General features: G+C 73.5%; 23 protein-coding genes. 10 read left to right on the top strand and 13 right to left on the bottom strand.

Annotated features, from left to right (window positions below; genetic code table 11):
- Nucleotides 1-37: 37 nt before the first annotated feature.
- The 5 genes from TR49_RS39945 to TR49_RS45515 all read right to left on the bottom strand — a co-directional run bounded on the left by TR49_RS39945 (nucleotide 38) and on the right by TR49_RS45515 (nucleotide 4,059).
- Complete coding sequence (locus TR49_RS39945; RefSeq protein WP_152627251.1) at nucleotides 38-766, bottom strand: thioredoxin family protein; 729 nt, start codon at nucleotides 764-766, stop codon at nucleotides 38-40.
- A 292-nt stretch (nucleotides 767-1,058) separates the two neighbouring features.
- Nucleotides 1,059-1,805, bottom strand: a complete 747-nt coding sequence (locus TR49_RS14005) for a cytochrome c biogenesis CcdA family protein (protein WP_042381456.1) — start codon at nucleotides 1,803-1,805, stop codon at nucleotides 1,059-1,061.
- Nucleotides 1,802-2,401: a TlpA family protein disulfide reductase gene (locus TR49_RS14000; RefSeq protein WP_042381454.1), complete on the bottom strand. Its 600-nt coding sequence runs from the start codon at nucleotides 2,399-2,401 to the stop codon at nucleotides 1,802-1,804. Before TR49_RS14000 ends, TR49_RS14005 begins: the two co-directional genes overlap by 4 nt.
- Before the next feature lie 67 nt (nucleotides 2,402-2,468).
- Complete coding sequence (locus TR49_RS44815; RefSeq protein WP_176572837.1) at nucleotides 2,469-3,317, bottom strand: CAP domain-containing protein; 849 nt, start codon at nucleotides 3,315-3,317, stop codon at nucleotides 2,469-2,471.
- Between the two features lie 157 nt (nucleotides 3,318-3,474).
- Nucleotides 3,475-4,059 carry a hypothetical protein gene (locus TR49_RS45515; RefSeq protein ID WP_236653356.1) on the bottom strand — a complete coding sequence of 195 codons (585 nt, stop codon included), beginning with the start codon at nucleotides 4,057-4,059 and terminating at the stop codon, nucleotides 3,475-3,477.
- An 83-nt stretch (nucleotides 4,060-4,142) separates the two neighbouring features.
- On the opposite strand from TR49_RS45515, the gene TR49_RS13985 reads away from it, so the two are divergent.
- Entirely contained in the window at nucleotides 4,143-4,865 is a 723-nt protein-coding gene (locus TR49_RS13985; RefSeq protein ID WP_042381452.1) for a response regulator transcription factor, read from the top strand.
- Complete coding sequence (locus TR49_RS13980) at nucleotides 4,862-6,316, top strand: sensor histidine kinase (RefSeq protein ID WP_042381451.1); 1,455 nt, start codon at nucleotides 4,862-4,864, stop codon at nucleotides 6,314-6,316. The genes TR49_RS13985 and TR49_RS13980 overlap by 4 nt, the downstream gene beginning before the upstream one ends.
- A 37-nt stretch (nucleotides 6,317-6,353) precedes the next feature.
- Here TR49_RS13980 and TR49_RS13975 read toward each other — a convergent pair whose 3' ends face one another.
- Nucleotides 6,354-7,286 carry a DUF6891 domain-containing protein gene (locus TR49_RS13975; RefSeq protein ID WP_042381450.1) on the bottom strand — a complete coding sequence of 311 codons (933 nt, stop codon included), beginning with the start codon at nucleotides 7,284-7,286 and terminating at the stop codon, nucleotides 6,354-6,356.
- Nucleotides 7,287-7,456: 170 nt separating this feature from the next.
- Nucleotides 7,457-8,365 carry a polysaccharide deacetylase family protein gene (locus TR49_RS13970; RefSeq protein WP_052434282.1) on the bottom strand — a complete coding sequence of 303 codons (909 nt, stop codon included), beginning with the start codon at nucleotides 8,363-8,365 and terminating at the stop codon, nucleotides 7,457-7,459.
- A 236-nt stretch (nucleotides 8,366-8,601) separates the two neighbouring features.
- Between TR49_RS13970 and TR49_RS13965 the strand changes: the two genes are divergently transcribed.
- On the top strand, nucleotides 8,602-9,486 hold the full coding sequence (locus tag TR49_RS13965) for a spermidine synthase (protein ID WP_042381702.1): 885 nt from the start codon (nucleotides 8,602-8,604) through the stop codon (nucleotides 9,484-9,486).
- Nucleotides 9,487-9,859: 373 nt separating this feature from the next.
- Here TR49_RS13965 and TR49_RS13960 read toward each other — a convergent pair whose 3' ends face one another.
- Complete coding sequence (locus TR49_RS13960) at nucleotides 9,860-10,531, bottom strand: O-methyltransferase (RefSeq protein WP_042381446.1); 672 nt, start codon at nucleotides 10,529-10,531, stop codon at nucleotides 9,860-9,862.
- A gap of 66 nt (nucleotides 10,532-10,597) precedes the next feature.
- Here TR49_RS13960 and TR49_RS13955 point away from each other — a divergent pair, with 66 nt between their 5' ends.
- Nucleotides 10,598-11,170, top strand: a complete 573-nt coding sequence (locus TR49_RS13955) for a nucleosidase (protein ID WP_236653355.1) — start codon at nucleotides 10,598-10,600, stop codon at nucleotides 11,168-11,170.
- A gap of 13 nt (nucleotides 11,171-11,183) precedes the next feature.
- Here TR49_RS13955 and TR49_RS13950 read toward each other — a convergent pair whose 3' ends face one another.
- Nucleotides 11,184-11,675: a nitroreductase family deazaflavin-dependent oxidoreductase gene (locus tag TR49_RS13950; RefSeq protein ID WP_084724884.1), complete on the bottom strand. Its 492-nt coding sequence runs from the start codon at nucleotides 11,673-11,675 to the stop codon at nucleotides 11,184-11,186.
- Nucleotides 11,676-11,854: 179 nt separating this feature from the next.
- Between TR49_RS13950 and TR49_RS13945 the strand changes: the two genes are divergently transcribed.
- On the top strand, nucleotides 11,855-12,550 hold the full coding sequence (locus TR49_RS13945) for a TetR/AcrR family transcriptional regulator (RefSeq protein WP_042381443.1): 696 nt from the start codon (nucleotides 11,855-11,857) through the stop codon (nucleotides 12,548-12,550).
- 38 nt (nucleotides 12,551-12,588) lie between these two features.
- Here TR49_RS13945 and TR49_RS13940 read toward each other — a convergent pair whose 3' ends face one another.
- A complete protein-coding gene (locus TR49_RS13940; RefSeq protein ID WP_042381441.1) occupies nucleotides 12,589-13,548 on the bottom strand; it encodes an O-antigen ligase family protein in 960 nt (319 codons plus the stop codon).
- 182 nt (nucleotides 13,549-13,730) lie between these two features.
- On the opposite strand from TR49_RS13940, the gene TR49_RS13935 reads away from it, so the two are divergent.
- Complete coding sequence (locus TR49_RS13935; protein ID WP_042381697.1) at nucleotides 13,731-14,228, top strand: NUDIX hydrolase; 498 nt, start codon at nucleotides 13,731-13,733, stop codon at nucleotides 14,226-14,228.
- A 52-nt stretch (nucleotides 14,229-14,280) separates the two neighbouring features.
- Nucleotides 14,281-14,685: a nuclear transport factor 2 family protein gene (locus tag TR49_RS13930; RefSeq protein WP_042381439.1), complete on the top strand. Its 405-nt coding sequence runs from the start codon at nucleotides 14,281-14,283 to the stop codon at nucleotides 14,683-14,685.
- Between the two features lie 90 nt (nucleotides 14,686-14,775).
- On the opposite strand, the gene TR49_RS13925 is transcribed toward TR49_RS13930, so the two are convergent.
- Complete coding sequence (locus TR49_RS13925; protein ID WP_042381696.1) at nucleotides 14,776-15,699, bottom strand: quinone oxidoreductase family protein; 924 nt, start codon at nucleotides 15,697-15,699, stop codon at nucleotides 14,776-14,778.
- 113 nt (nucleotides 15,700-15,812) lie between these two features.
- On the opposite strand from TR49_RS13925, the gene TR49_RS13920 reads away from it, so the two are divergent.
- Nucleotides 15,813-16,265 (top strand): MarR family winged helix-turn-helix transcriptional regulator, encoded by a 453-nt coding sequence (locus tag TR49_RS13920; protein ID WP_042381437.1) that lies wholly within the window; start codon nucleotides 15,813-15,815, stop codon nucleotides 16,263-16,265.
- 22 nt (nucleotides 16,266-16,287) lie between these two features.
- On the opposite strand, the gene TR49_RS13915 is transcribed toward TR49_RS13920, so the two are convergent.
- Nucleotides 16,288-16,812, bottom strand: a complete 525-nt coding sequence (locus TR49_RS13915; RefSeq protein WP_369405311.1) for a PTS sugar transporter subunit IIA domain-containing protein — start codon at nucleotides 16,810-16,812, stop codon at nucleotides 16,288-16,290.
- A gap of 203 nt (nucleotides 16,813-17,015) precedes the next feature.
- Between TR49_RS13915 and TR49_RS13910 the strand changes: the two genes are divergently transcribed.
- A complete protein-coding gene (locus TR49_RS13910; protein WP_042381433.1) occupies nucleotides 17,016-17,498 on the top strand; it encodes a GNAT family N-acetyltransferase in 483 nt (160 codons plus the stop codon).
- Between the two features lie 71 nt (nucleotides 17,499-17,569).
- Here TR49_RS13910 and TR49_RS13905 read toward each other — a convergent pair whose 3' ends face one another.
- Nucleotides 17,570-18,592: a 2-dehydropantoate 2-reductase gene (locus TR49_RS13905; protein ID WP_042381431.1), complete on the bottom strand. Its 1,023-nt coding sequence runs from the start codon at nucleotides 18,590-18,592 to the stop codon at nucleotides 17,570-17,572.
- 207 nt (nucleotides 18,593-18,799) lie between these two features.
- Here TR49_RS13905 and TR49_RS13900 point away from each other — a divergent pair, with 207 nt between their 5' ends.
- Nucleotides 18,800-19,978, top strand: coding sequence for an acyl-CoA dehydrogenase family protein (locus TR49_RS13900; protein WP_042381430.1), 1,179 nt, complete (start codon nucleotides 18,800-18,802; stop codon nucleotides 19,976-19,978).
- The last annotated feature ends 34 nt before the right edge of the window (nucleotides 19,979-20,012 follow it).

Here is a 20,012-nt window from a genome sequence, read left to right as displayed (position 1 = left end):
GGCGGTCGTGCGGCACGCCTGCTCCCGGTCATCCCGGTCATGCCGCCCACTGGGTCAGCCAGTTCAGGAAGCCGGTCTTGTTCAGCTGCGGGTGGCCGGTCTTGTTGGTGTCCACCCGTATCGTCCCCGACGGGCTGACGACGATCAGGACGGGCAGGCCGTAGCTGCCGCTGCTGTCGTACTTCTGCAGCAGGGGCATGTTGCTGTCGATGTCGATCTCGACCAGGTGGTAGTGCGCGCTGATCTCGGCCTTCACGGACGGGTCGGAGTAGAGCGCGTGGACGGTGCGGCAGGCGAAGCAGGAGGTGGAGCCGAAGTCGAGCAGGACGTTCTTGCCGTCGGCGCGCGCCTGCCGGAACGCCGCCTGGACCGCCTGCGGCGCGTTGGCCGGGACGGGGACGGTCGCTCCGGACCCGGCTCCGGACCCGGCTCCTGACCCCGACCCGGAACCCGAGCCGGTGCCCTGGCCGGAACTGTGGGCGGAGCCGGCCTTCGCCTTCGAGGGCTTCACGCTCGCGGCCGCATGCGGAGTCGCGGACGTCGCCGACGCACTGGGCGTGGCGGAGACGACGACAGAGTCGGGCGTGGCGGCTGCGGCGACCTCCCCGGTCGCGGGAGTCGCGGCAGCGCCGGCGGCAGGGGAGGTCGGGCCGCAGGCTGCCAGCGCGGCGGTGGCGGCCGCCGTCACGACGGCAGCCCACAGCAGGCGCGGCCGGCCCGTCGGAATCCGGTCGGTGGTGGAGGAGAGAGTGGTGCGCAAAGACATGACGCCTCATCAATTATCAGGGAATTCACAGGAATCAAGGAAAAGCTGGGAACGGAGAATGCCCGGCTCCCGGAGCGGGAGCATGTGCGCGCGACTGTGAAACCGCTTAAACGGCCAAGCAGTTGGGGGGTTCCCGGAGGGCGCGTCAGCGAGCATGAGTGGCTCGAAGGCGCCGTAGGGCAGTTCGGAGCGGACTTTAGCCGCGGCTAAGGGAGCGCTCACACGGCGCTGCGGTTCGTCGTCGCACACCAGATGGCAGTGCTCAGACGCCGGGTGCTCAGACACCGGGCGCTCAGACGCCGGTGCTGAAACCGGACGTCCACACCTGCACCTGGTAGACCAGCTGCGCCCAAAGGCCGGTGGCCAGCGTCACGCCCACGAGCACCAGCATGCCGCCGCCCAGACGCGTCACCAGCGTGTAGTGGCGCTTCACCCAGGCGAACGCGCCGAGCACCCTGCGGAAGGCGAGTGCGACGGCGATGAACGGCAGTCCCAGGCCGAAGCAGTAGACGACGGTCAGCAACGCGCCCCGTCCCGCGCTCGCCTCCTGGCTGGCGAGGAAGTTCACCGAAGCCAGCGTGGGTCCGATGCACGGGGTCCAGCCCACTCCGAAGACGGCGCCGAGCAGCGGTGCGCCCAGCAGACCCACGACGGGCTTGCGGTGGCTGCGCAGCTCGCGCTGGGTGAAGCCGGGCAGCAGGCCCATGAAGGCCAGCCCGAGCAGCACCGTCAACACGCCCGTCACCACGTCGATGGCGCGTTGGTGCGCCAGCAGCCGTTCGCCGAAGTAGCCGAACAGGGCGCCCTCCGAGGCGAAGACCGCGGTGAAGCCGAGCACGAAGAGCGAGGCCCCGGCCAACAGCCGTCCGCGCCTGCGCCCCTGGGCCTCGGCCAGGTCGACCGCGGAGAAGCCGGTGACGTAGGAGAGGTAGCCCGGGACCAAGGGCAGTACGCAGGGGGAGAAGAAGGAGACCAGGCCGCCGAGCAGGGCCACCGGGACGGCGAGGATCAACGCACCGCTCTGGACGGTCCCGTTCACGCCGCCTCCCCGAGCACCGGGGCCAACAGAGACGTCAACTGCGCCGACGTCAAAGGTTGCAGGGCTCGCACGGCGACCCGCCCACGCCGGTCGAGGACCAAGGTGGAGGGGATCGCCTGCGGGTTGACCGTGCCCGGCGGCAGGCTCAGCAGCAGGGAGCCGTCGGGGTCGTAGAGACTCGGGTAGCGCAGCCCGGCCGTCCGGGCGAAGGCGCGGGCGGGCGCCGGGTCCAGATCGCGGGTGTCGACGCCGACGAACTGGACGCCCTTGGCCCGGTAGGCCTCGAAGACCTGCTCCAGCCCGCCGGCCTCCGCTCGGCAGGGCCCGCACCAGGAGCCCCAGATGTTCAGGACGACGACGTGGCCCCGGTACGACGACAGGTTCAGCGGCCGGCCGTCGAGCCCGTGGCCCGCGAGCGCGAGCGGGGCCCCGCGGTCTCCGACGGAGACCGTGCTGGTGGCGGTCGTCGCCGTTGCGCCGGTGTCGTCGGAGGAGGAGGTGGACGCCCCTGCGGGGTGGGACCCCGGCGAACAGGCCGAGAGGCCGAGCGCCAGCAGCGCAGTGAGGACGGAGAGCAGGTGGTGACGGTGAATCATGCGGCCGAGTCTCACAGTCGGCCGGTGAGCGCGGGCTGCGCCGAACCTTAAGCGCAGCTGAGCCGCATCAGTTGGAGAAGTCCTGCGTCATCCAGACCGTCCCGGAGCTGTCGCGGATCACCGCGATGCCTATGTGCGTGAAGCTCGAACTGAGGATGTTGCGCCGGTGTCCGTCGTTGGGCGGCTGCTCGGCGAGCATCTGCTGGGTGAGGTTGACCGCCATCGCGGCCTCGGCGGACGCGGACGCCGCGACCGGGCCTCCCTCGCCGATGTTCTCGCCGCAGGCGGTCCACTGCACGCCCTGGGCCGACTCCCGCTGTCCGACCGAGGCCTCGCCCGGACACACGTGGGACAGTCCGCATCCGCCGGCCATTGTCCTGTCGTGCGCGGCCGCGCTGGCGTCGAGCCCGGTGGTCAGGGTGTAGGCCGGCAGTCCCTGGGCGGCGCGGGCCTTGTTCACCGCGTTCAGCACCGCCTGGACGGCGCTGCCGGAACCGGCACTGCTGCCGCCCGAGCCCGATCCGCCCGAACCCGATCCGCCCGAACCCGATCCGCTCGAACCCGATCCGGCGCCGTGCGAGCCGACGGACCGTGCGGCCGCCGACTTGGCGGCTGCGGGCGTTGCGCTGCCGGGACTCGCCGAGGAATGCGCCGAGGCCGAGGCGGACGCCGACACGGAGGTCCCGAGGGCGTCCGGCTGTCCCAGGGCGGCCGCGCTCGCGCTCGTCGTGCCGCCCGGTACCGCCGCTCCGGTGACGGCCGTCGGGGACGATGGGTGCAGGCAGACCGCGACGGCCACCCCGGCGACCGCGCACACCACCAGTGCGGGCGCCACCACCTTGCGTGGCGCGAACCAGCGTGCGGGGGCGCGGTGACGGGATCGCGCAGCCAGGTCGTCGTGTCGCTGCGAGCTCATGGGAACGGGACCTCCAAGGGCCTGTCGAGTCGGCGTGCGCCGCCACGATAGGCACGTCCCAGCAGGTCAGGCAGCCGGAACCGGGCTTCTTAGGACTGCCCTCAGGAAGCGTTCACCTGCCCCGCAGCTCGCCCACCTCCGGCCGCCGGGGGCGGCGTCAGCACATCGACGTCGACGGGATCTGCCAGGAGGTCTCCCGGGTCTCGGAGCCGGGCTCCGGCGAGATGTGGGCGGTGATCTGGGAACGGTGGGTGCTGCCGCAGAAGGTGATCACCAGGGTGCCCGGGTCGAGCTGCTGCGTCTGCGCGGTGAACCCGGGGGCCGGGACGGCCGAGATCAGGCAGACCGCGTTGCTGCCGAACAGCACCGACGCCTGCCCGCCTTGGGCGTGCACGGTGTGCGCACCGACGCCGCCCTGGCACGAACCCGCGCCCGTGCCGCTGCCCGCGCCCTTCGCGCTCGGCGTCGTGGACGCGTGGTGGCCGGTGGCCGACGTCCCGTGCGAACCGGCGGGCGCGGCGGAGACCGCGCTCGCGGACGGGGACGGCGTGAGGGACGAGGCCGTGATCGGCGAGGCGGAGGCGGAGCCCCGGGTGTCCCCGCCGGCCGCGCCGTCCGCCTGGACGGTCGGCGGGGTTCCGCCGGTGGAATCCATGACGAAGCCGACCGCGAAGAAGCCGACCGTCACGGTGCAAGTCGTACATATCAGCCAGATCAGGCCGTAGCGAAAGAGGCGGTGCACTCGCGCATCCTCCCTCATCCGGCGGGGCGGCTCGTACCGCCCCACATCCGCCGGGTGGGTCCGCATCCACTACGGTGTGCCGCATGCCCAGCGTCCTCGTCGTGGAAGACGACCCCGCGATACGCGCCTCCCTCATCGAGGTGCTCTCGGAGCACGGCCACGCCGTGCGCAGCGTGGGCGACGGTTTCGGGGCGTTGCGCGAGATCACGCAGGCCCACGTCGACGCGGTCGTGCTCGACCTCGGACTGCCCGACCTCGACGGGGCCGACGCCCTGCGGATGATCCGCGGCCTGTCCCGCGTCCCCGTCATCGTGGCGACCGCACGGGACGACGAGGCCGAGATCATCCGTCTGCTCGAGGCCGGAGCCGACGACTACCTGGTCAAGCCGCTGTCCGGACGGCAGTTGGCCGCCCGCCTGGCCGCCGTCCTGCGGCGCGCCAGCGGCAGCCTCGCCCCGGAGGCCCATGGGCCGATGCTGCACGAGGGACCGCTGGCGACCGCGGGCGCCCTCGTCGTGGGCGGGCTGCGCATCGACCCGTCAGCGCGCACCGTCCACCTGGACGGCCGGGAGCTGCAGTTGACCCGCAGGGAGTTCGACCTGCTGGCCTTCCTCGCCGGTCACGCCAACCAGGTGGTCTCCAAGCGCCGCATCCTCGCCGAGGTGTGGCGGGAGTCGTACGTGGACGACCAGACGATCGACGTCCACCTCTCGGCGCTACGCCGCAAGTTGGGCGAGCAGGGCGCCCGGCCCCGATACCTGTGGACGGTGCGCGGGGTGGGCATCAAGATGGTGACACCGGCGTGAGACGCTCCCTGGCGGGAGTGGCCCTCGCGGTCACGCTGATGGTGGCGCTCTCGTTCCTGCTGCCGCTCGGCGTCCTGGTCCGCACCGAGGCGCGGGGCCAGCACATCGCCGCCGCCGAACAGCGCGCCGCCGCACTGGCCCCGGTGCTGGCGCTCACCACCGACACCGACCAGCTGACCGCGGCCATCTCGAGCCTCGACCCGGATGACGGGCTCGGCGTCCGGCTGCCCGACGGACAGCAGCTCGGCAGCGATCACTCGCCCGCGCAGCTGCTGGCACGGGCCGCCGCCCAGCGCGAGTCCCTCACCGAGGACATCCCCGGCGGCTGGCTCTACCTCCAGCCCGTCGTCCTACCGCAGGGCCGCGTGGCCGTCATCGAGGAGTACCTCCCGGCCGGGCAGCTCACCGACGGTGTCGCCACCTCCTGGGGCGTCATGACGCTGCTCACGGTGTGTCTGGTGCTCGGCTCGATGTTCGTCGCGGACCGGCTGGGGGCGCAGGTCGTCCGCTCCTCCCGGCGGCTCTCCCGGGCGGCCCACCAGATCGGCTCCGGCGACCTGGACAGCCGGGTCGACCCCTCGGGGCCGCCCGAACTGCAGCGCGTGGGCGCCGCGTTCAACGCGATGGCCGACCGGGTCGTGGAGCTGCTTGCGGTGGAACGCGAGCTCGTCGCCGACCTGTCGCACCGGTTGCGCACCCCGTTGACCGCCCTGCACCTCGCCGCCGAGCGGATGGGGCCGACACCGGACGCGCAGCGCGTCACCGCCGCCATCGACCAGCTGGAGTCGGAGCTGCAGGCGATCATCGCCGCCGCCCGCACGCCACTCGCGACGGGACCGATGGGCCGCGCCCTGCAGGCGTCGGAGGGAAGGCCGGGCGAGGCCTCCGGCCGGACCAAGGAGGCGCAGGGCGGCGGGAGCCGCCTCGGATCAGCCGGTCGCGACCGCGACGAAGCCCCCGTCTGTGAGGCGGCCGACGTCGTCGAGCGGCGCGCGGGGTTCTGGGCGACGCTCGCCGAGCACCAGGGCCGCCCCTGCGAGGTGCGCGTCAGCTCCGAACCCACCCCGGTCAACCTGTCGGCCGACGACCTGGGCGCGGTCGTCGACGCGCTGGTCGGCAACGTGTTCCGGCACACTCCGGCCGGGACGGCGTTCACCGTGGACGTCACGCGCACGGCACTCGCCGTCCAGCTGACCCTCGAGGACGCGGGGCCCGGCATCGCCGACCCCGAGTCCGCCCTGGCGCGCGGCAGCAGCGACAGCTCCACCGGCCTGGGTCTCGACATCGCCCTACGAGCCGCCATCGCCACCCGCGGCAACCTGCGGATCACCCGAGCGGACCTGGGCGGCGCCCGCATCACCCTCACTCTCGGCCTCGCCTCCGCGACGCCGCCACGCGGACGCGCTCGCGCTCTCGCCTCCGGCCGCCTCTCCCGCCGCGCCGCGCGCTGACCCGCGCCCAGGACCGGTCCAAGCCGGCGAAGAGGCCTTAGCCGACGAGGCGTCTGCGCCAGTCCAGGGGCGTCACGATGATGGTCCGCTCAGGAGAGCCGTTCCAGTCCACCGGGAGGCCGACCTCCTCCAGCGCGGAGCGGACCTCGCGGCCCACCGCCGTCGTCGTCTCCGCCGAGCCGTCGAAGCCGCCGTAGAGGAGCCGGAGGCCGTCGCCCCGGGCCACCGAGTCCGTGCCCTGTGAGTGGAAGTAGACGAAGCCCCGCCGGTCCGGCGCTCCCTCGGCGGCTATCTCCGAGTGGCCGCAGTTGCGGCAGCAGGTGAAGTTCTCGCGGGCGGTGATCCCGGCGTCGTCGAGTGCCTCGAACGCGCGGCTCAGCCGCTCGGGATCCGTCTCGCCCTCCCACTCGGCCTGCTCAGCCAGGCGCTCGGCCCAGAGCCGATCGGCCAGCTCGCGCGCCTGAGCGGAGGAGACCGGCTGCGTGTCGCCGTCCACGAGGTAGTCCTCGGCGGCCTCGGCCAGCTCCTCCCGGTCGACGTAGCCGCCGACCAGCAGCAGGCGCAGATGCGCCTCCAGCTCCCTCCGCGACTCCTCGTCAAGAACGAGCGGAGGCACGGCCGCAGGCGCCTCGAAGGACAGCGGCTCCCAGCTGAGCTCCGCCCGCCATCTCTCGTCCGCGTCGTCCGCGTTCCGCGCCCAGGCCGTCAGCAGCTGCGCCACCCGGGCGGGATCGGCCAGCAGCGACCGGAAGTGCCGGTCCGGACCGCCGTCCCGCAACTCCACGGTGTAGGCCTCCGCCTCGTCGTCCCGCCAGATCTGCAGGAAGTGGTGCGGCCGGTCGGGGACGCGGTGCAGCACGAGGAAGGCGTTCCCGGGCGTGCCGACGCCTGCGACCAGCGCGGCGAGCGCCTCGGCGGTCGGCCGGACGTGACGGGCGCCGTTCTCCTGACGCGTCGTGATGTCGAGCATGCGCCCACTCTTGCACGCACCACCGACAACCCGTGTCCGTCCGGCGACGGCGAACGGACAGCGGCCCGACGGCGGGGGCGGCCCGAAAACGCTGCCGGGGCCCGACCATGGTGCCGGCCCGGCGACGGTCTGACGCCGCGGCGCGCTCAGTCGTCGCGGCGCCGAGCTCTTCAGACGGCTTCGGCTCCGCGCAGTCTGCGGGAGGCGGAGGGCGACCACGCGGACAGCGCGGCGTCCAGCCGCGAGCGCGCCGTTTTGGTGCCGACGCGGACACGGCTGATGCACAGGGAGTCCGGCAGGCCGCTGTACGGGTCGACCAGCCGGCCGTCGTTGCGGAAGGCGCTGGTGTAGCCGAGCTCGCGCAGCAGCGACACCGCGCGCAGGTCGTGGACGTCGTCGGGGTAGGCGAAGGACGTGATCGGAGCGCCCGTCAGCTTGGTGAGGCGCTGGTGGCCGCCGACGACCTCCTCGCGCAGCGCGTAGTCGTCGCAGCGGTCCAGGCGGGCGTGGCCCAGCCCGTGACTGCCGATGTTCATGCCCGCGTCCAGCAGGTGGTGCAGGTCCGCCGAGGTGAGCTGCGGGGCGGAGGGTGCCCGGTGCTGCGCGGTCACCCGCAGCTCCGCGAGGCTGCGGCGGCGGTCCGGGTCGGGCATGGCCGCCAGCGCCGCCGCGACCGAGCCGCCCGCGCGCCCGGACAGGCTGCGCGCCCAGCCGCCCTCGGCGACCAGGAAATCCGCCTCGTCCCACCAGTACGGGTCGTCGGTGTCCACCAGCCCCGCAACCGCGAACACCAGCGCCGGCACGGCGCGCGCGGCCAGCACCGGCAGTGCCTGCGTCACGACGTCGCGGTGGCCGTGCTCGAAGGTGATCAGCACGCTGTGCGGCGGCAGCGGGGCCCCGCCGGACATGGCCCGCTGCACCTGGCCCACCGACACCGGTGTGGCCGAACGCAGCACCCGGTCCAGCTGTGCGGCGAACACGCCGCTGTCATGCGCCTCCCGGAAGGTCAGCACGGCGAGCCGCCGGCTGGTACGCGCGCGGAGCAGCGGCACCGGTGAGGCGAGGGTCGGCTGTCGCACTGGCATTCCTTCCGGTAGTGCGTCGGACACATGGAAGACATCCGTCGGCCGACGAAGGTTGTACGCGGTGAGACGACTTTTCGTGCCGATTTCGTCGTAGGTCGGTGTGCGATAAGTGATCAACGCGTGTTCGACGTGTCCATGACGTTTCACTGTGAACGAACGACTCGTTTACCGGCGGTTTTCCGGCTCACGCGCACAGCACGGAGAATGAGCGTATGAACGACCAGGCCCCCATGGAAGCCGTCCGACAGGAACCGGTGCCGAAGGTACCCGATGACAGGCCCGTGGTGCGCCGGGTCGACCTCGGCACCGCGCGGTTGATGCCCGACCTGGACCGCTCGCGCGCATGGCTGCTGACCATGGACGACACCCCGCAGTCCTACGTCGATCTCGACGACCCGCGGCACCTGGAGTTCGAGTACGTTCAGCGGCTCGCGCACGTCGCCGACCTGTGCGCGGATTCCGGCGCGCCCGTGACCGCGTTCCACCTCGGCGGCGGCGCGCTCACACTGCCGCGTTACCTCGCCGCGACGCGCCCCGGGTCCCGCCAGCGCGTGGCCGAGCTCGACGCGGGCCTGATCGCCCTCGTGCGGGACGCGCTGCCGTGGGACGCGGCCGCGGACCTCGCCGTCGAGGCGGCGGACGCGCGTGCCTGGATCGCCTCCGCGCCGCCCGCGAGCGCGGACCTTGTGGTGACGGACGTCTTCGGCGGCGCCGGCGGCCACACCGTCCCCGCGGCGCTCACGTCCGTCGAGTTCCTGCGCCTCGCCGCGGGCACGCTCCGGGAGGACGGCGTGTACGTCGCCAACATCGCCGACGGCGCGCCCCTGGACTTCGCCCGCGGCCAGGTCGCGACGGCGGCGTCCGTCTTCCCTGAGCTCGCCCTGGTCGCCGAGGCCTCCGTCCTCCGCGGCCGCCGCTACGGCAACCTCGTCCTGCTCGCCTCGCATCGTCCCCTCCCCATCGACGACCTGACCCGCCGCACGGCCGGCGACCCGTTCCCGGCCCGGGTGGTCTCGGGCGAGCGCCTCACGGCTTTCGCCTCCGGCGCCCACGCCGTCACCGACGCCCACGCGGTCCCTTCCCCGCCACCTCCGGCGGGCGCCTTCGCGGTCTGAGCAGGCCGTCCGCGGCGCTGCGGCCCCGCACCCCCCCGTCGGCTCGTGCGGGGTCCGAGCGAGGCTCACGCCACGCGCGGCGGACGGCCCCGCCCCAGCTGCGTACCTGGCCGCCCCTGGGCGGCGGTGTTGCCGACGTGCGGCGGGGCCGGTGACTCCCTCGTTCCCGGAGCCCGGGCCACGCCGGGTGTGGCTTGCCGCGGCTCCATGCCCGGGTCCGGGTCCGGGCGACCGATCGGGCTGGGAGGGCGGACGGTCCCCGCACTCCAGCCCGTGCGCACGGAGCCGACCTGCGCCGGCCTGTGGCCGCGCCGCGTGGCCACGGGCCGGCGACGCGTGCGAGTCGGCCCGGCCGACTCCGCGGTGTCGCCCGCTACTCGGAGAGGACCCGGGCCAGGGCGAAGCCGTCCCAGCCCTTCGAGCCGACCGTCTGGATCGCCGTGCCGTCGAGGCGCGGCTCGTCCGCGATGAAGGCCAGGGCGGCGCGGGTGCCCTGGATGTCGGCGCCGCCCTCGGGGTCGAGGACGCCGCCGTTGCGGATCACGTTGTCGACCACGATGAGCGCCCCGGGGCGCGACAGGCGCAGGGCCCAGCGGATGTAGTGGGGGTTGTTGGCCTTGTCCGCGTCGATGAAGGAGAGGTCGAAGGGCTCCCGGCCCTCCAGCTCCAGCTGCGGCAGCGTGTCCAGCGCCTTGCCGACGCGGATCTCGACCTGCTCGGCCAGGCCTGCCGCGGCGATGTTCGCGGCGGCGACCTCCGCGTGGCGCGGGTCGTACTCAAGGGTGACCACCCGGCCGCCCTCGGCCAGGCCGCGGGCGAGGTTGATGGTGGAGTAGCCGCCGAGCGTGCCGATCTCCAGGATGCGGCGCGCACCCTGGATCTGGGCGAGGAGCCGCAGCAGGCGTCCGGCGGGCGGGGACACCTCGATCCGGGGGAGGCCGGCCGCCTCGCTGGCCTTGAGCGCGTTCTCAAGGGCCGGGTCCTGCAGGCCGAGTGTGCTGCTGAGGTAGGCGTCGACTGCGGTCCAGGTCTCATGGGTGCTCATAGCGGTCACGCTAGCTGCTGCAGCGGCCTTTCCGCGGGCATTTCAGGCCTCGTTAGCATGGGCTTCATGCACCTCATCGGAGACATCGACCCGACCCGCCCGCTGCTCGTCCTGGCCGTCGCCGAGGAGGCGGCGCATCTGGACACCGACCTTCCGGTGCTGCTCACCGGCATGGGCAAGGTCAACGCCGCGACCGCGCTGGCGACGGTGCTGGCGCGGGGGCCGCGGCCGACCGGGGTGGTCAACCTGGGGACCGCGGGGGCGCTGAAGCCGGGCTTCGGCGGCGTCACGCACGAGGTGAGCTCGGTGATCCAGCACGACCTCGACACCGAGCTGCTCGCCTCCCTGACCGGGGTGACCTACGGCGCGCCCATCGGGCTGACGGGCCGTGGGCCGGTGCTCGCGACCGGGGACACCTTCGTCTCCGACGAGGCGGCGCGGGCCCGCTTGGCCGAGCTGGCCGACTTGGTGGACATGGAGGGCTACGCCGTCGCGCAGGCGGTGCGTCAGACGGGGCTCCCGGTGCGGCTGGTGAAGCATGTGAGCGACGACGCCGGTGAGGGCGCGGCGCAGAGCTGGCGGGATTCGGTGGACGGCTGCGCGAAGGAGCTCGGGCGCTGGGTGGCCGAGAACCTCTGACGGTTCGGGCCGCTCAGGCGGCGGCGATGCGGAAGACCGGGAATCCGGGGGCGATGCGCCGCAGCTCCTCCTCCGGGGAGTCGGCGTTGACGTCGCCGAAGAAGTAGCCCACCTCCCAGGCCCACTTCTTCATGTAGGCGCGCAGCACGGCCGGCTTGTCGGCGTCGGCCAGCTCGGTCGCGCGGAACGGCTCGACCTTCTTGCCCAGGCGCAGCTCGCCGCCGCCCACGGCGCGCATGTTGCGGACCCACTGGGTGTGGCCGCGCGGCGCGACCAGGTAGCGCTCGCCGTCGATGATCAGCAGGTTGACCGGGGTGGTGCGCCACTCGCCGCTCTTGCGGCCGCGGACGGCCAGGATGCGGGAGCCGAGGAGGCTGATGCCGCGGTAGGTCAGCCAGGTCATGATCTTGTTGGTGATCCGGTCGAGGGTGACCATGAACCCGCCCTCGGGCTTGACCAGGCGCGGGGTCTCGGACTTGGCGGCGTTCGAGGCGTCGGCGTTCATCGTGAGCTCCTTGGCTGGCCGGTCTCTGTCGAGATCGGAGATCCGTTTCGAGAGCGGTGCTCTCGTTTCCATGCTTCGACTATCCGCCTTGTGTCGCGGGCTGTCAAGAGCAGTGCTCTCGTTTTTGATCGGCGCATCCGTATGGGTGCACTGCTCTCGCTTGTGGCAAACTGTCCGACATGGCACCTGTGATCCGAACCGCCCGCGAGCGCGCCCGTGAGGAGCTCACCCTCGAGATCAAGCGGGAGGCCCGTCGCCAGCTGGCCGACGAGGGCGCCCAGCGGCTCTCCCTCAGAGCCGTCGCCCGGGCGCTCGGCATGGCCTCGTCCGCGCTCTACCGCTACTTCCCGAGCCGGGACGACCTGCTCACGGCCCTGATCATCGACGCCTACAACGCCCTCGGCGACCGGGTCGAGACCGCGGTGGCCGCGTGCCCGGACGACGACCCGCGCGCCGCCTGGCGCGCCCTGTGCCACGGCGTCCGCGACTGGGCCAAGGAGCACCCGCACGAGTACGCCCTGCTCTTCGGCACGCCTGTGCCCGGCTACGCCGCACCCCAGGACACGATCGCCCCTGCCGCCCGGGTCCCGATCGCGCTGGTCGGCGTCATCCGCGGCGCGGCCGGGCGGCTGGACCTGTCGGCCCCGGTGCGGCCGCTGCGCGGGGCTCTCGCCGAGCAGGCGAGCGTGCTGGTGGCCGCTATGGCCCCCGAGGTGAGCGCGGGCGTGTTCACCCGCGGGGTGGTGGCCTGGTCGCAGCTGGTCGGGATGGTGAGCTTCGAACTGTTCGGTCACTTCGTCGGCGCCTTCGAACCGGCGGACGCGTTCTTCGCCCACACCGTCGAGGAGATGGCCGACTTCGTCGGCCTGCCGTAGGCCCTGCCGGGCCGTGTCGCCCCGACGGCGCCGCGGCCTCACGGCCGCGCCACCCCGAGCCCGAGCAGCAGGCCGGCGCACACGACGACCGCCGGCACGCTCAGCACCGGGGTCGCCGCCGCCTGCACGCCGAGCGCCGTCATCGCGCCCGCCGCGCTCAGCGCCGCCGACGTGGGCCGGGGCGAGCGGCCGAGCCACCACAGGCACCAGGCGAAGGCGCCGCCGAGCAGGACCAGACCGGGCCAGCCCTGCTCCGCCGCCTGCTGCAGCGAGGCCGAGGAGGCGCTCCCGTCGGCGAAGTCGCCCGGGCCGACGCCGCGCCACGGCTGCTGGGCCACCGCCTGCCAGGCGTCCTGCCATACGGCGAGCCGCTGCGCGGAAACCTCGGCGGTCGGTCCGCCCGCCGAGGGGTCGGTCCCGCCGCCGTGCGCGCAGACCAGCACGGCGCCGACCGCCAGCGCCGCGCAGGCACCGAGCAGGAGCAACGCCCGACGGCGGTTCCGGGTTCGGTGGACGGATCCGGCCACCACGAGCGTGCCGCCGCACGCGAGCGCGCCGAGCGTCGCGTTCGTGAGCAGCGACTCCGCCGTCAGCACCAGCGCGAGCAGCACGCAGCCGCGCGCCGCCCAGCGCAGGCGGCGTTCGCGGGCTGCGTACCCGGCGCAGCAGGCCGCGCCGACCGCGAGCGAGAGCAGGGCGGCGACGGCGTCGTCGCCGAGTACGCGCACCCCGACGGCCGGCGCGAACACGGCCGCGGCGGCGGCCGGGACGACCAGACCGCCCAGCGGCGCAAGCGCCCCGGTGATCCGCCCCGTCGCGTACCCGGCGGAGACGGCCAACAGCCCGAGCAGCGCCCCCTCCGGGTGCGCCTCCCGTCCGGACGCGCAGTAGTCCGTCCAGGCGGCGCAGGCCGCGAGCAGCACGAAGCCCACGACATCGCAGACGGTGTCGCTCCGCGCGGGGGCGTCGACCCCGGGCGGCACAGCGGTGTCCGGCATCGGCGTTCCCCCTGATCGCCCCGGTCCTGCACCGGCCGATCAACGGTAGACCCGGAGTTGGCCGGATGTCATCGGCCCGGCGGCCCTGATCGGCGATGCGCGACGCGCCGCAGCGACGTACCACCGCGACGCGACCACGCCGTGCCCGGCCCCGACCGGGCACGACCCGTAGGGTGGGCGTCATGCCTCTACCGGAGTTCGTGCGTGACCTGCGCGCCCATGTCGGCCGTGATCCGCTGTGGCTGAGCGGCATCACCGGGGTGATCCTCGACGACCGCGACCGGGTGCTGCTCACCCGCCGTTCCGACAACGGTCGTTGGGCGCTGCTCGGCGGCATTCTGGAGCCGGGGGAGGAACCCGGTGACGCGGTGGTGCGGGAGGCGTTCGAGGAGACGGGGGCGCGCGTCGTCCCTGAGCGGCTCGCCGCCGTCATGGTCGACCCGCCGGTGGTGTACCCGAACGGGGACCAGGCGACGTACCTGGCGCTGGTGTTCCGCTGCCGCTACGTCGACGGCGAGGTCAGGGTCAACGACGACGAGTCGCTGGAGGTGCGCTGGTTCGCGGTCGAGGAGCTCCCCGACGACGTGACGCCGCACCAGCGGGAGAAGGTGCGCCTGGCGCTGCGCGACGAGGAGACCACCTGGTTCGCCCTGTCGGCGGTCGCCCCCGGCGTGTCCTGACTCCACCCTCCCCGCGGTGCCTAGGCTGTCATCGCCACGAAAGGGCGGTGCGATGGATGCTGACTCCAGGACGAGGGCCGCGATCGAGGAGCACTGGCGGGCTTCGGAACGCGGGGACACCGAGGCCGAGCACGCCGTCTACGCGGCGGACGCGATCCTGGACTACCCGCAGTCGGGTGAGCGGTTTCGGGGCCGGGCGGCGATCTCCGCGCAACGCGGCGGCCACCCGGCCGACCGGCACTTCACGGTCCAGCGGATCACCGGCGGGGCGCAGCTGTGGGTGAGCGAGTGCCTCATCACCTACGACGGCGTGCCCTCGTACTCGGTGAGCATCATGGAGTTCGCCGACCAGCACGTGGTGCACGAGACGCAGTACTTCGCGGACCCCTTCGGCGCGCCGGCCTGGCGAGCCGCTCTCGCGGAGGCGATGCCTGGGCGGACCGTCGCCGGAGCCTGACGCCCGGACCGCCTCGGCCTCGCCCGCCTCGGCCTCGCCCGCCTCGGCCTCACCCGGACTCGGCCTCGCCTGCCTCGGCCGGGCGCGCCTCTAGGGCACCAGCACCACCTTGCCCCGGTTCGCCCGCGACTCGATCAGCTCGTGGGCGCGGGCGGCCTCGGCCAGCGGGATCGTCGCGTGGACCGAGGTGCGCAGCGCTCCGGACCGGAACGCCGCCCACTGCTCGTCGCGCCAGCGGGCGTACGTCTCCGGCCTGTTGCGCGCGACGGCCGCCATCTGGAAACCGATGACGGAGGCGCTGCGCACCAGCAGCTCGAAGGCGTCGACCGAGCCGCCGCCGGAGCTGAACGCGACCAGTCGCCCGCCCGTCGCGAGGGCGCGCACGGCCGGGCCGAGCAGGTCGCCGCCGACGGCGTCGAGGACCACGTCGACCGGCTCCCCCCAGGAGGCGTCGGCGTACCGTACGACCTCGTCCGCGCCCAGGCCGCGGACGAAGTCCGCCTTGGCCGGATCGCTGACGGCGGCGACCACGCGGGACGCGCCGCCGGCCTGCGCGTACTGCAACGCCAGCGCGCCGACCGCGCTGGCGGCGGCCGTGACGAGGACGGACTCGCCACGTACGGGGTGCGCCGCCTCGTAGGCCCCGCGCCCCACGAGTCCGCTGCGGACGAGTGCCACGGCGTCGAGGGCGGTGGCGCCGGCCGGCACCGGAGAGGCCATGGACTGGTGCAGCACCGCCAGTTCGGCGTAGGCGTGGGCGAAGACGAGCCCGGTCACGAGGTCGCCGACGGCGAAGCCGGTCACCTGGGGCCCGACGGCGACCACTCGCCCGGCCACCTCGCCGCCGAACGGCGCGGGCTCCGACGCCTCGCGGACCTTGCGGACGCTGGGCAGGGTGACGCCGATCGCCTCGCAGCGGACGAGCAGTTCGCCCCTGCCCGGTCGGGGCTCGGGGACGTCCTCGACGAACAGGACCTCGGGGCCGCCGTTCTTCTCGTAGCGGACGCGGCGCACGGACACCTCCAGGGCAGGGGATCGACTCGCAGAATTCATTGGGGCTCCCAATGAGTTTCAGGCTAGCCGGGCATTCATTGGGATGTCCAATGGTTTCGGTCTAGGCTTCCCCCATGGCACAAAGCGATCCGCTGCCCGCGGCCGGCGCCCTCGCGCGCCTCCAGACCCTGCCAAGCTGGCTGGCCGGACGCGTCGCCGCCCGGGGGCACAGTCTGGTCGCCGACGCCATCGCGGGGGAGGGGCTGAAGCTGCACCACCACGCCGTGCTGGCGGCCGTCGCTGACGGAGGGCCGCTGGCGCAGGCCGACCTGGTGCGCCGGCTCGGGTTCGATGCCAAGGACGTCGTGCTGATGGTCAATCACCTGGAGCGCGCGGGCCTCGTCGTGCGCGAGCCCGACCCCCGCGACCGGCGCAAGAACGCGGTGACCGTCACCCCGTCCGGCCGCGGCAAGCTGGAGCGCTGCGCCCGGCTCGCGGACGAGGCCAACGAACGTCTGCTGGCGCCCCTCGACCCGGAGGAGCGCCGGACCCTGATGTCCCTGCTCGCCCGCGTGCACGAGGGGTGAGCGTGACGGGCGGCGGCGCGCCTCAGCTGCCGAGCAGGTGCGGCGGGTGGTGCGGCGGGGTCTTGCGGACCCGATAGGCGTCCTCGGCGGCCTCCGCGACGGCGGCCAGGTCGCCTCCCGCGGTCGCGGTAGCGACGGCCGGTACGGCGCCCTCGATCAGCGGCGCGTCGCAGAAGCGGATGGGGAAAGGCAGCGCGAGCTCCTCGGCCTGGTCCAGCAGCGCGAGCACCGTCGCGGCGGTCTCCGGCAGATCGCACAGCACCGCGACGCCGACGCCCTGGTCGACCTGGCGCGCGGCCGCCACGACACCCTCGGCCTTCGTGCCGACGGCCGCGACCGGAGCGGGATCCGCGCCGGGCAGCAGGCGGACGCACTCGTCGAGGGTCGCCTGCGCCAGTGCGCGGCTGCGGCACACGAGCACGATCCCGACCCGATCCCGCTCGGGCAGCGTCATCACCCGCAGCGGCGCCCGCGCCGGCGCCCCGCCGTCCTCGTCCGCCTGCGGGCGCAGCGGCACGACGTCGGCCTTTCCGTCCTCCACACTCACCGGTAACCTCCGTGCACAGCCTAGGCATTCCCGCCCGGAGCCGCCCACGGCAACACGCGGAGACGGTCCGTCGTACGCAGAGCCGCACAGCCGCAGAGCCCGCGGTGCTCTGCGGGGCCGGGGCGGCCGGGCGGGTTCTCCTGCGTCGCTGCCTTCCGGGGGTGGAGGATGGGGCGGGTGAACCCGTCCGAGGAGGAGTCGGCGTGAGGCTGCGTGATGTGGAGCTGGGTGACGTCGAGGTCTACACGCGCATGCGCTGCGATCCCTTGATGATGGCCGAGCTCGGCGGGCCGTTGCCGGCGGAGACGATTCCCGACAAGGTCGCCAGGGACGTCGAGACGGTGGCGGCGAACGAGGGCTGGATCAAGATGATCGTCACCGACGGGGACGAGGTCGCCGGCTCGGTGGTGCTCTGGTCCCACGAGGAGGACGGGCGGCTGATGTCGGAGATGGGCTGGATGGTGCTGCCCGAGCACCAGGGGCGCGGCGTCGCGACCTGGGCGGCGGGCGCCCTGCTGGCCCTCGCCCGCGAGGACGGGCGCTGGGGGCCGGTGCACGCCTTTCCCGGCGTCGGGAACGCGGCGTCCAACGGCGTCTGCCGCAGGCTCGGCTTCCGTCTGCTGGAGCAGTGTGACGTGAGCTTCGTCGGGCGGACGCTGCGGACCAACCACTGGGTGGTCGACTAGCCCGGGCCGTCCAGGCCTTCAGACCCTCCGCGCTCTCCGCGCTCTCCGCGCCCTCTTCGCCCTCCGCGCGCTCACGCGTCCGCGGCGCGCAGTGCGGCCAGCAGCTCCGGGCCGGACCAGGCGCGGGCGGCGCCCGGCGGGGCCTGCTCCGCCTCGTGGACGAGCGCGGCGAGCCGTGCGTTGGCCGGGGCCGCGAGCCCGTGCCGTTCGGCGAGCGCGACGATCTCGCCCTGGAGGGAGTCGACCTCGGTGAGGCGCCCGCGCTGCAGGTCCTCCCACATCGAGGAGCGGGCCGTGGCGTCGATCGCCAGCATGGTCTTGGCCAGGCGGGTGAACACCGCGTCCGGCAGCCGCAGCAGGCGCGGCATCAGCGCCGGGCGGACCGCGCCCAGTTGGGCGGGCGTGACGCCGGCCGCACGGAAGGCGGCGAGAGCCTCGCGCTGGCACAGGGCCAGACAGGTGCGGTAGGAGCGGTCGCCGAGCTGGGCGCGCAGGGGGACGCCGGAGAGCGCGTTGATGGCGTTGTTGAGATTCATCAGCAGCTTGGCGTACTGGACCGCGCGCATGTCGCCGCGCGCCTCGACGCGCAGGCCGCAGGCCGCGAGCGCGGCGACGAGCGGTGCGCCCGGCGCGGCGTCGTCCAGCATCAGCGCGCCGCCGGTGCCCTGGTGGAACGTGCCCGGTTCGGTCTGCAGCACGTTGTAGGGGACCATCCCGGTCAGCACGGCTCGCTCGGGCAGTTCCTCGCGCAGCACCTCGGCGTTGTGCAGGCCGTTCTGGAAGCTGACCACGGCGGCGCCGGGCGCCAGGTGCGGCGCGAGCTCGCGTGCGGCGGCGCGGGAACCGTCCGACTTGACCGTGACGAGCACGACGTCGGCGTCGGCGGCGGCCGACGCCTCGGTCGCGACGGTGAGCCGGTCCGGGGGGACGTGCAGCGGTTCGCGGCGGCCGCTGGTGAGCGTGAGCCCCTTGTCGGCGACGACGGCCATCGCCGCAGGGCGGCCGATCAGCGTCACCTCGACGTCGGCCTGCCGGGCGAGGTGTCCGCCCAGGTGGCAGCCGATGCTGCCGGCGCCCATGACCGCGATGCGCATGCCGGTGATCCTCCCTGGGCGGTACCCGCGGTTGTCCGCGTGGCTGCACCCTACTCGCGGGTCACCGGCCGCGCGACGGGGGTGCCCGGGCAAAGGGCGAGGCAGGGGCAGGCTCGCGGCTCTTCCAGATTTGTGGAACGCGTTCTAGTCTGCGCTGCGACGGACGGAACGGCACCAGCGACAGCAGCGATCGCACCTGGAGGCGTCGTGCACCTGGACTACACCCCGGAGCAGCAGCGGCTCCGCGCCGAAGTGCGCGCCTACTTCACCGAGCTGATGCCGCCCGAGGCGCACGGCCGACTCAACGACCCGCGGGAGCAGAAGAAGTTCTACCGCGACGTCAACCGCCGCCTCGGCGCCGACGGTTGGCTGGGCGTCGGCTGGCCGGTCGAGTACGGCGGCCGCGGCATGAGCGCCTTCGAGCAGTTCATCTTCTTCGACGAGGCCGCCCAGGCGGGCGTGCCATTGCCGATCATGGCGCTGAACACCGTCGGGCCGTCCATCATGAAGTACGGCACGCCCGAGCAGAAGGAGTTCTTCCTTCCCAGGATCCTGGCCGGGGAGATCGACATCGCCATCGGCTACTCCGAGCCGGACGCCGGGACCGACCTTGCCGCACTGAAGACCCGCGCGGTCCGCGAAGGCGACCACTACGTCGTCAACGGCCAGAAGATCTGGACCACCAACGGCGACACCGCCGACTGGGTCTGGCTGGCCACCCGCACCGACCCGGACGCCCCGCCGCACAAGGGCATCACCATGCTGATGGTCGACACCACCGACCCCGGCTACTCCACCACCGTCATCCGCACTCTGGCCGGTCACGACACCACCGCCAGCTACTACCAGGACATCCGCGTCCCGGTCTCCATGCGGGTGGGGGAGGAGAACGCCGGCTGGCGGCTGATCACCAACCAGCTCAACCACGAGCGGGTCACCCTCGCCGCGCACGCCACGATGGCCAACCGCGCCCTCGCCGAGGTGCAGGCCTGGGCCCGCGAGACCGAACTCGCCCACGGCAAGCGGGTCATCGACCTCCCCTGGGTGCGGCAGCGCCTCTCCCGCGCGCACAGCCGCCTCGACGCGGTCAAGCTGCTCAACTGGCAGATGGTCGACGCCGTCCAGCGCAACGTGCTCACCCCGCAGGACGCCTCCGCCGTCAAGGTCTACGGCAGCGAGGCCCGCCGCGACGCCTACGCCTGGCTGATGGAGGTCGTCGGCGCGGCCGGCCCCCTCAAGGAGGGCTCCGCCGGCGAGGTCCTGCGCGGCAACCTGGAACGCGGCTACCGCAGCGCGGTCATCTTCACCTTCGGCGGCGGGAACAACGAGATCCAGCGCGAGATCATCAGCTGGATCGGTCTGGGCATGCCCCGCGTCCGCCGCTGAGGGAGCGCCGCGGACGCCGGGATGCCCGCTGCGT

Origin of the sequence: Streptacidiphilus melanogenes (assembly GCF_000787835.1) — a bacterium.
Lineage (GTDB): Bacteria > Actinomycetota > Actinomycetes > Streptomycetales > Streptomycetaceae > Streptacidiphilus > Streptacidiphilus melanogenes.
This window is presented reverse-complemented; position numbering and strand designations above follow the sequence as displayed.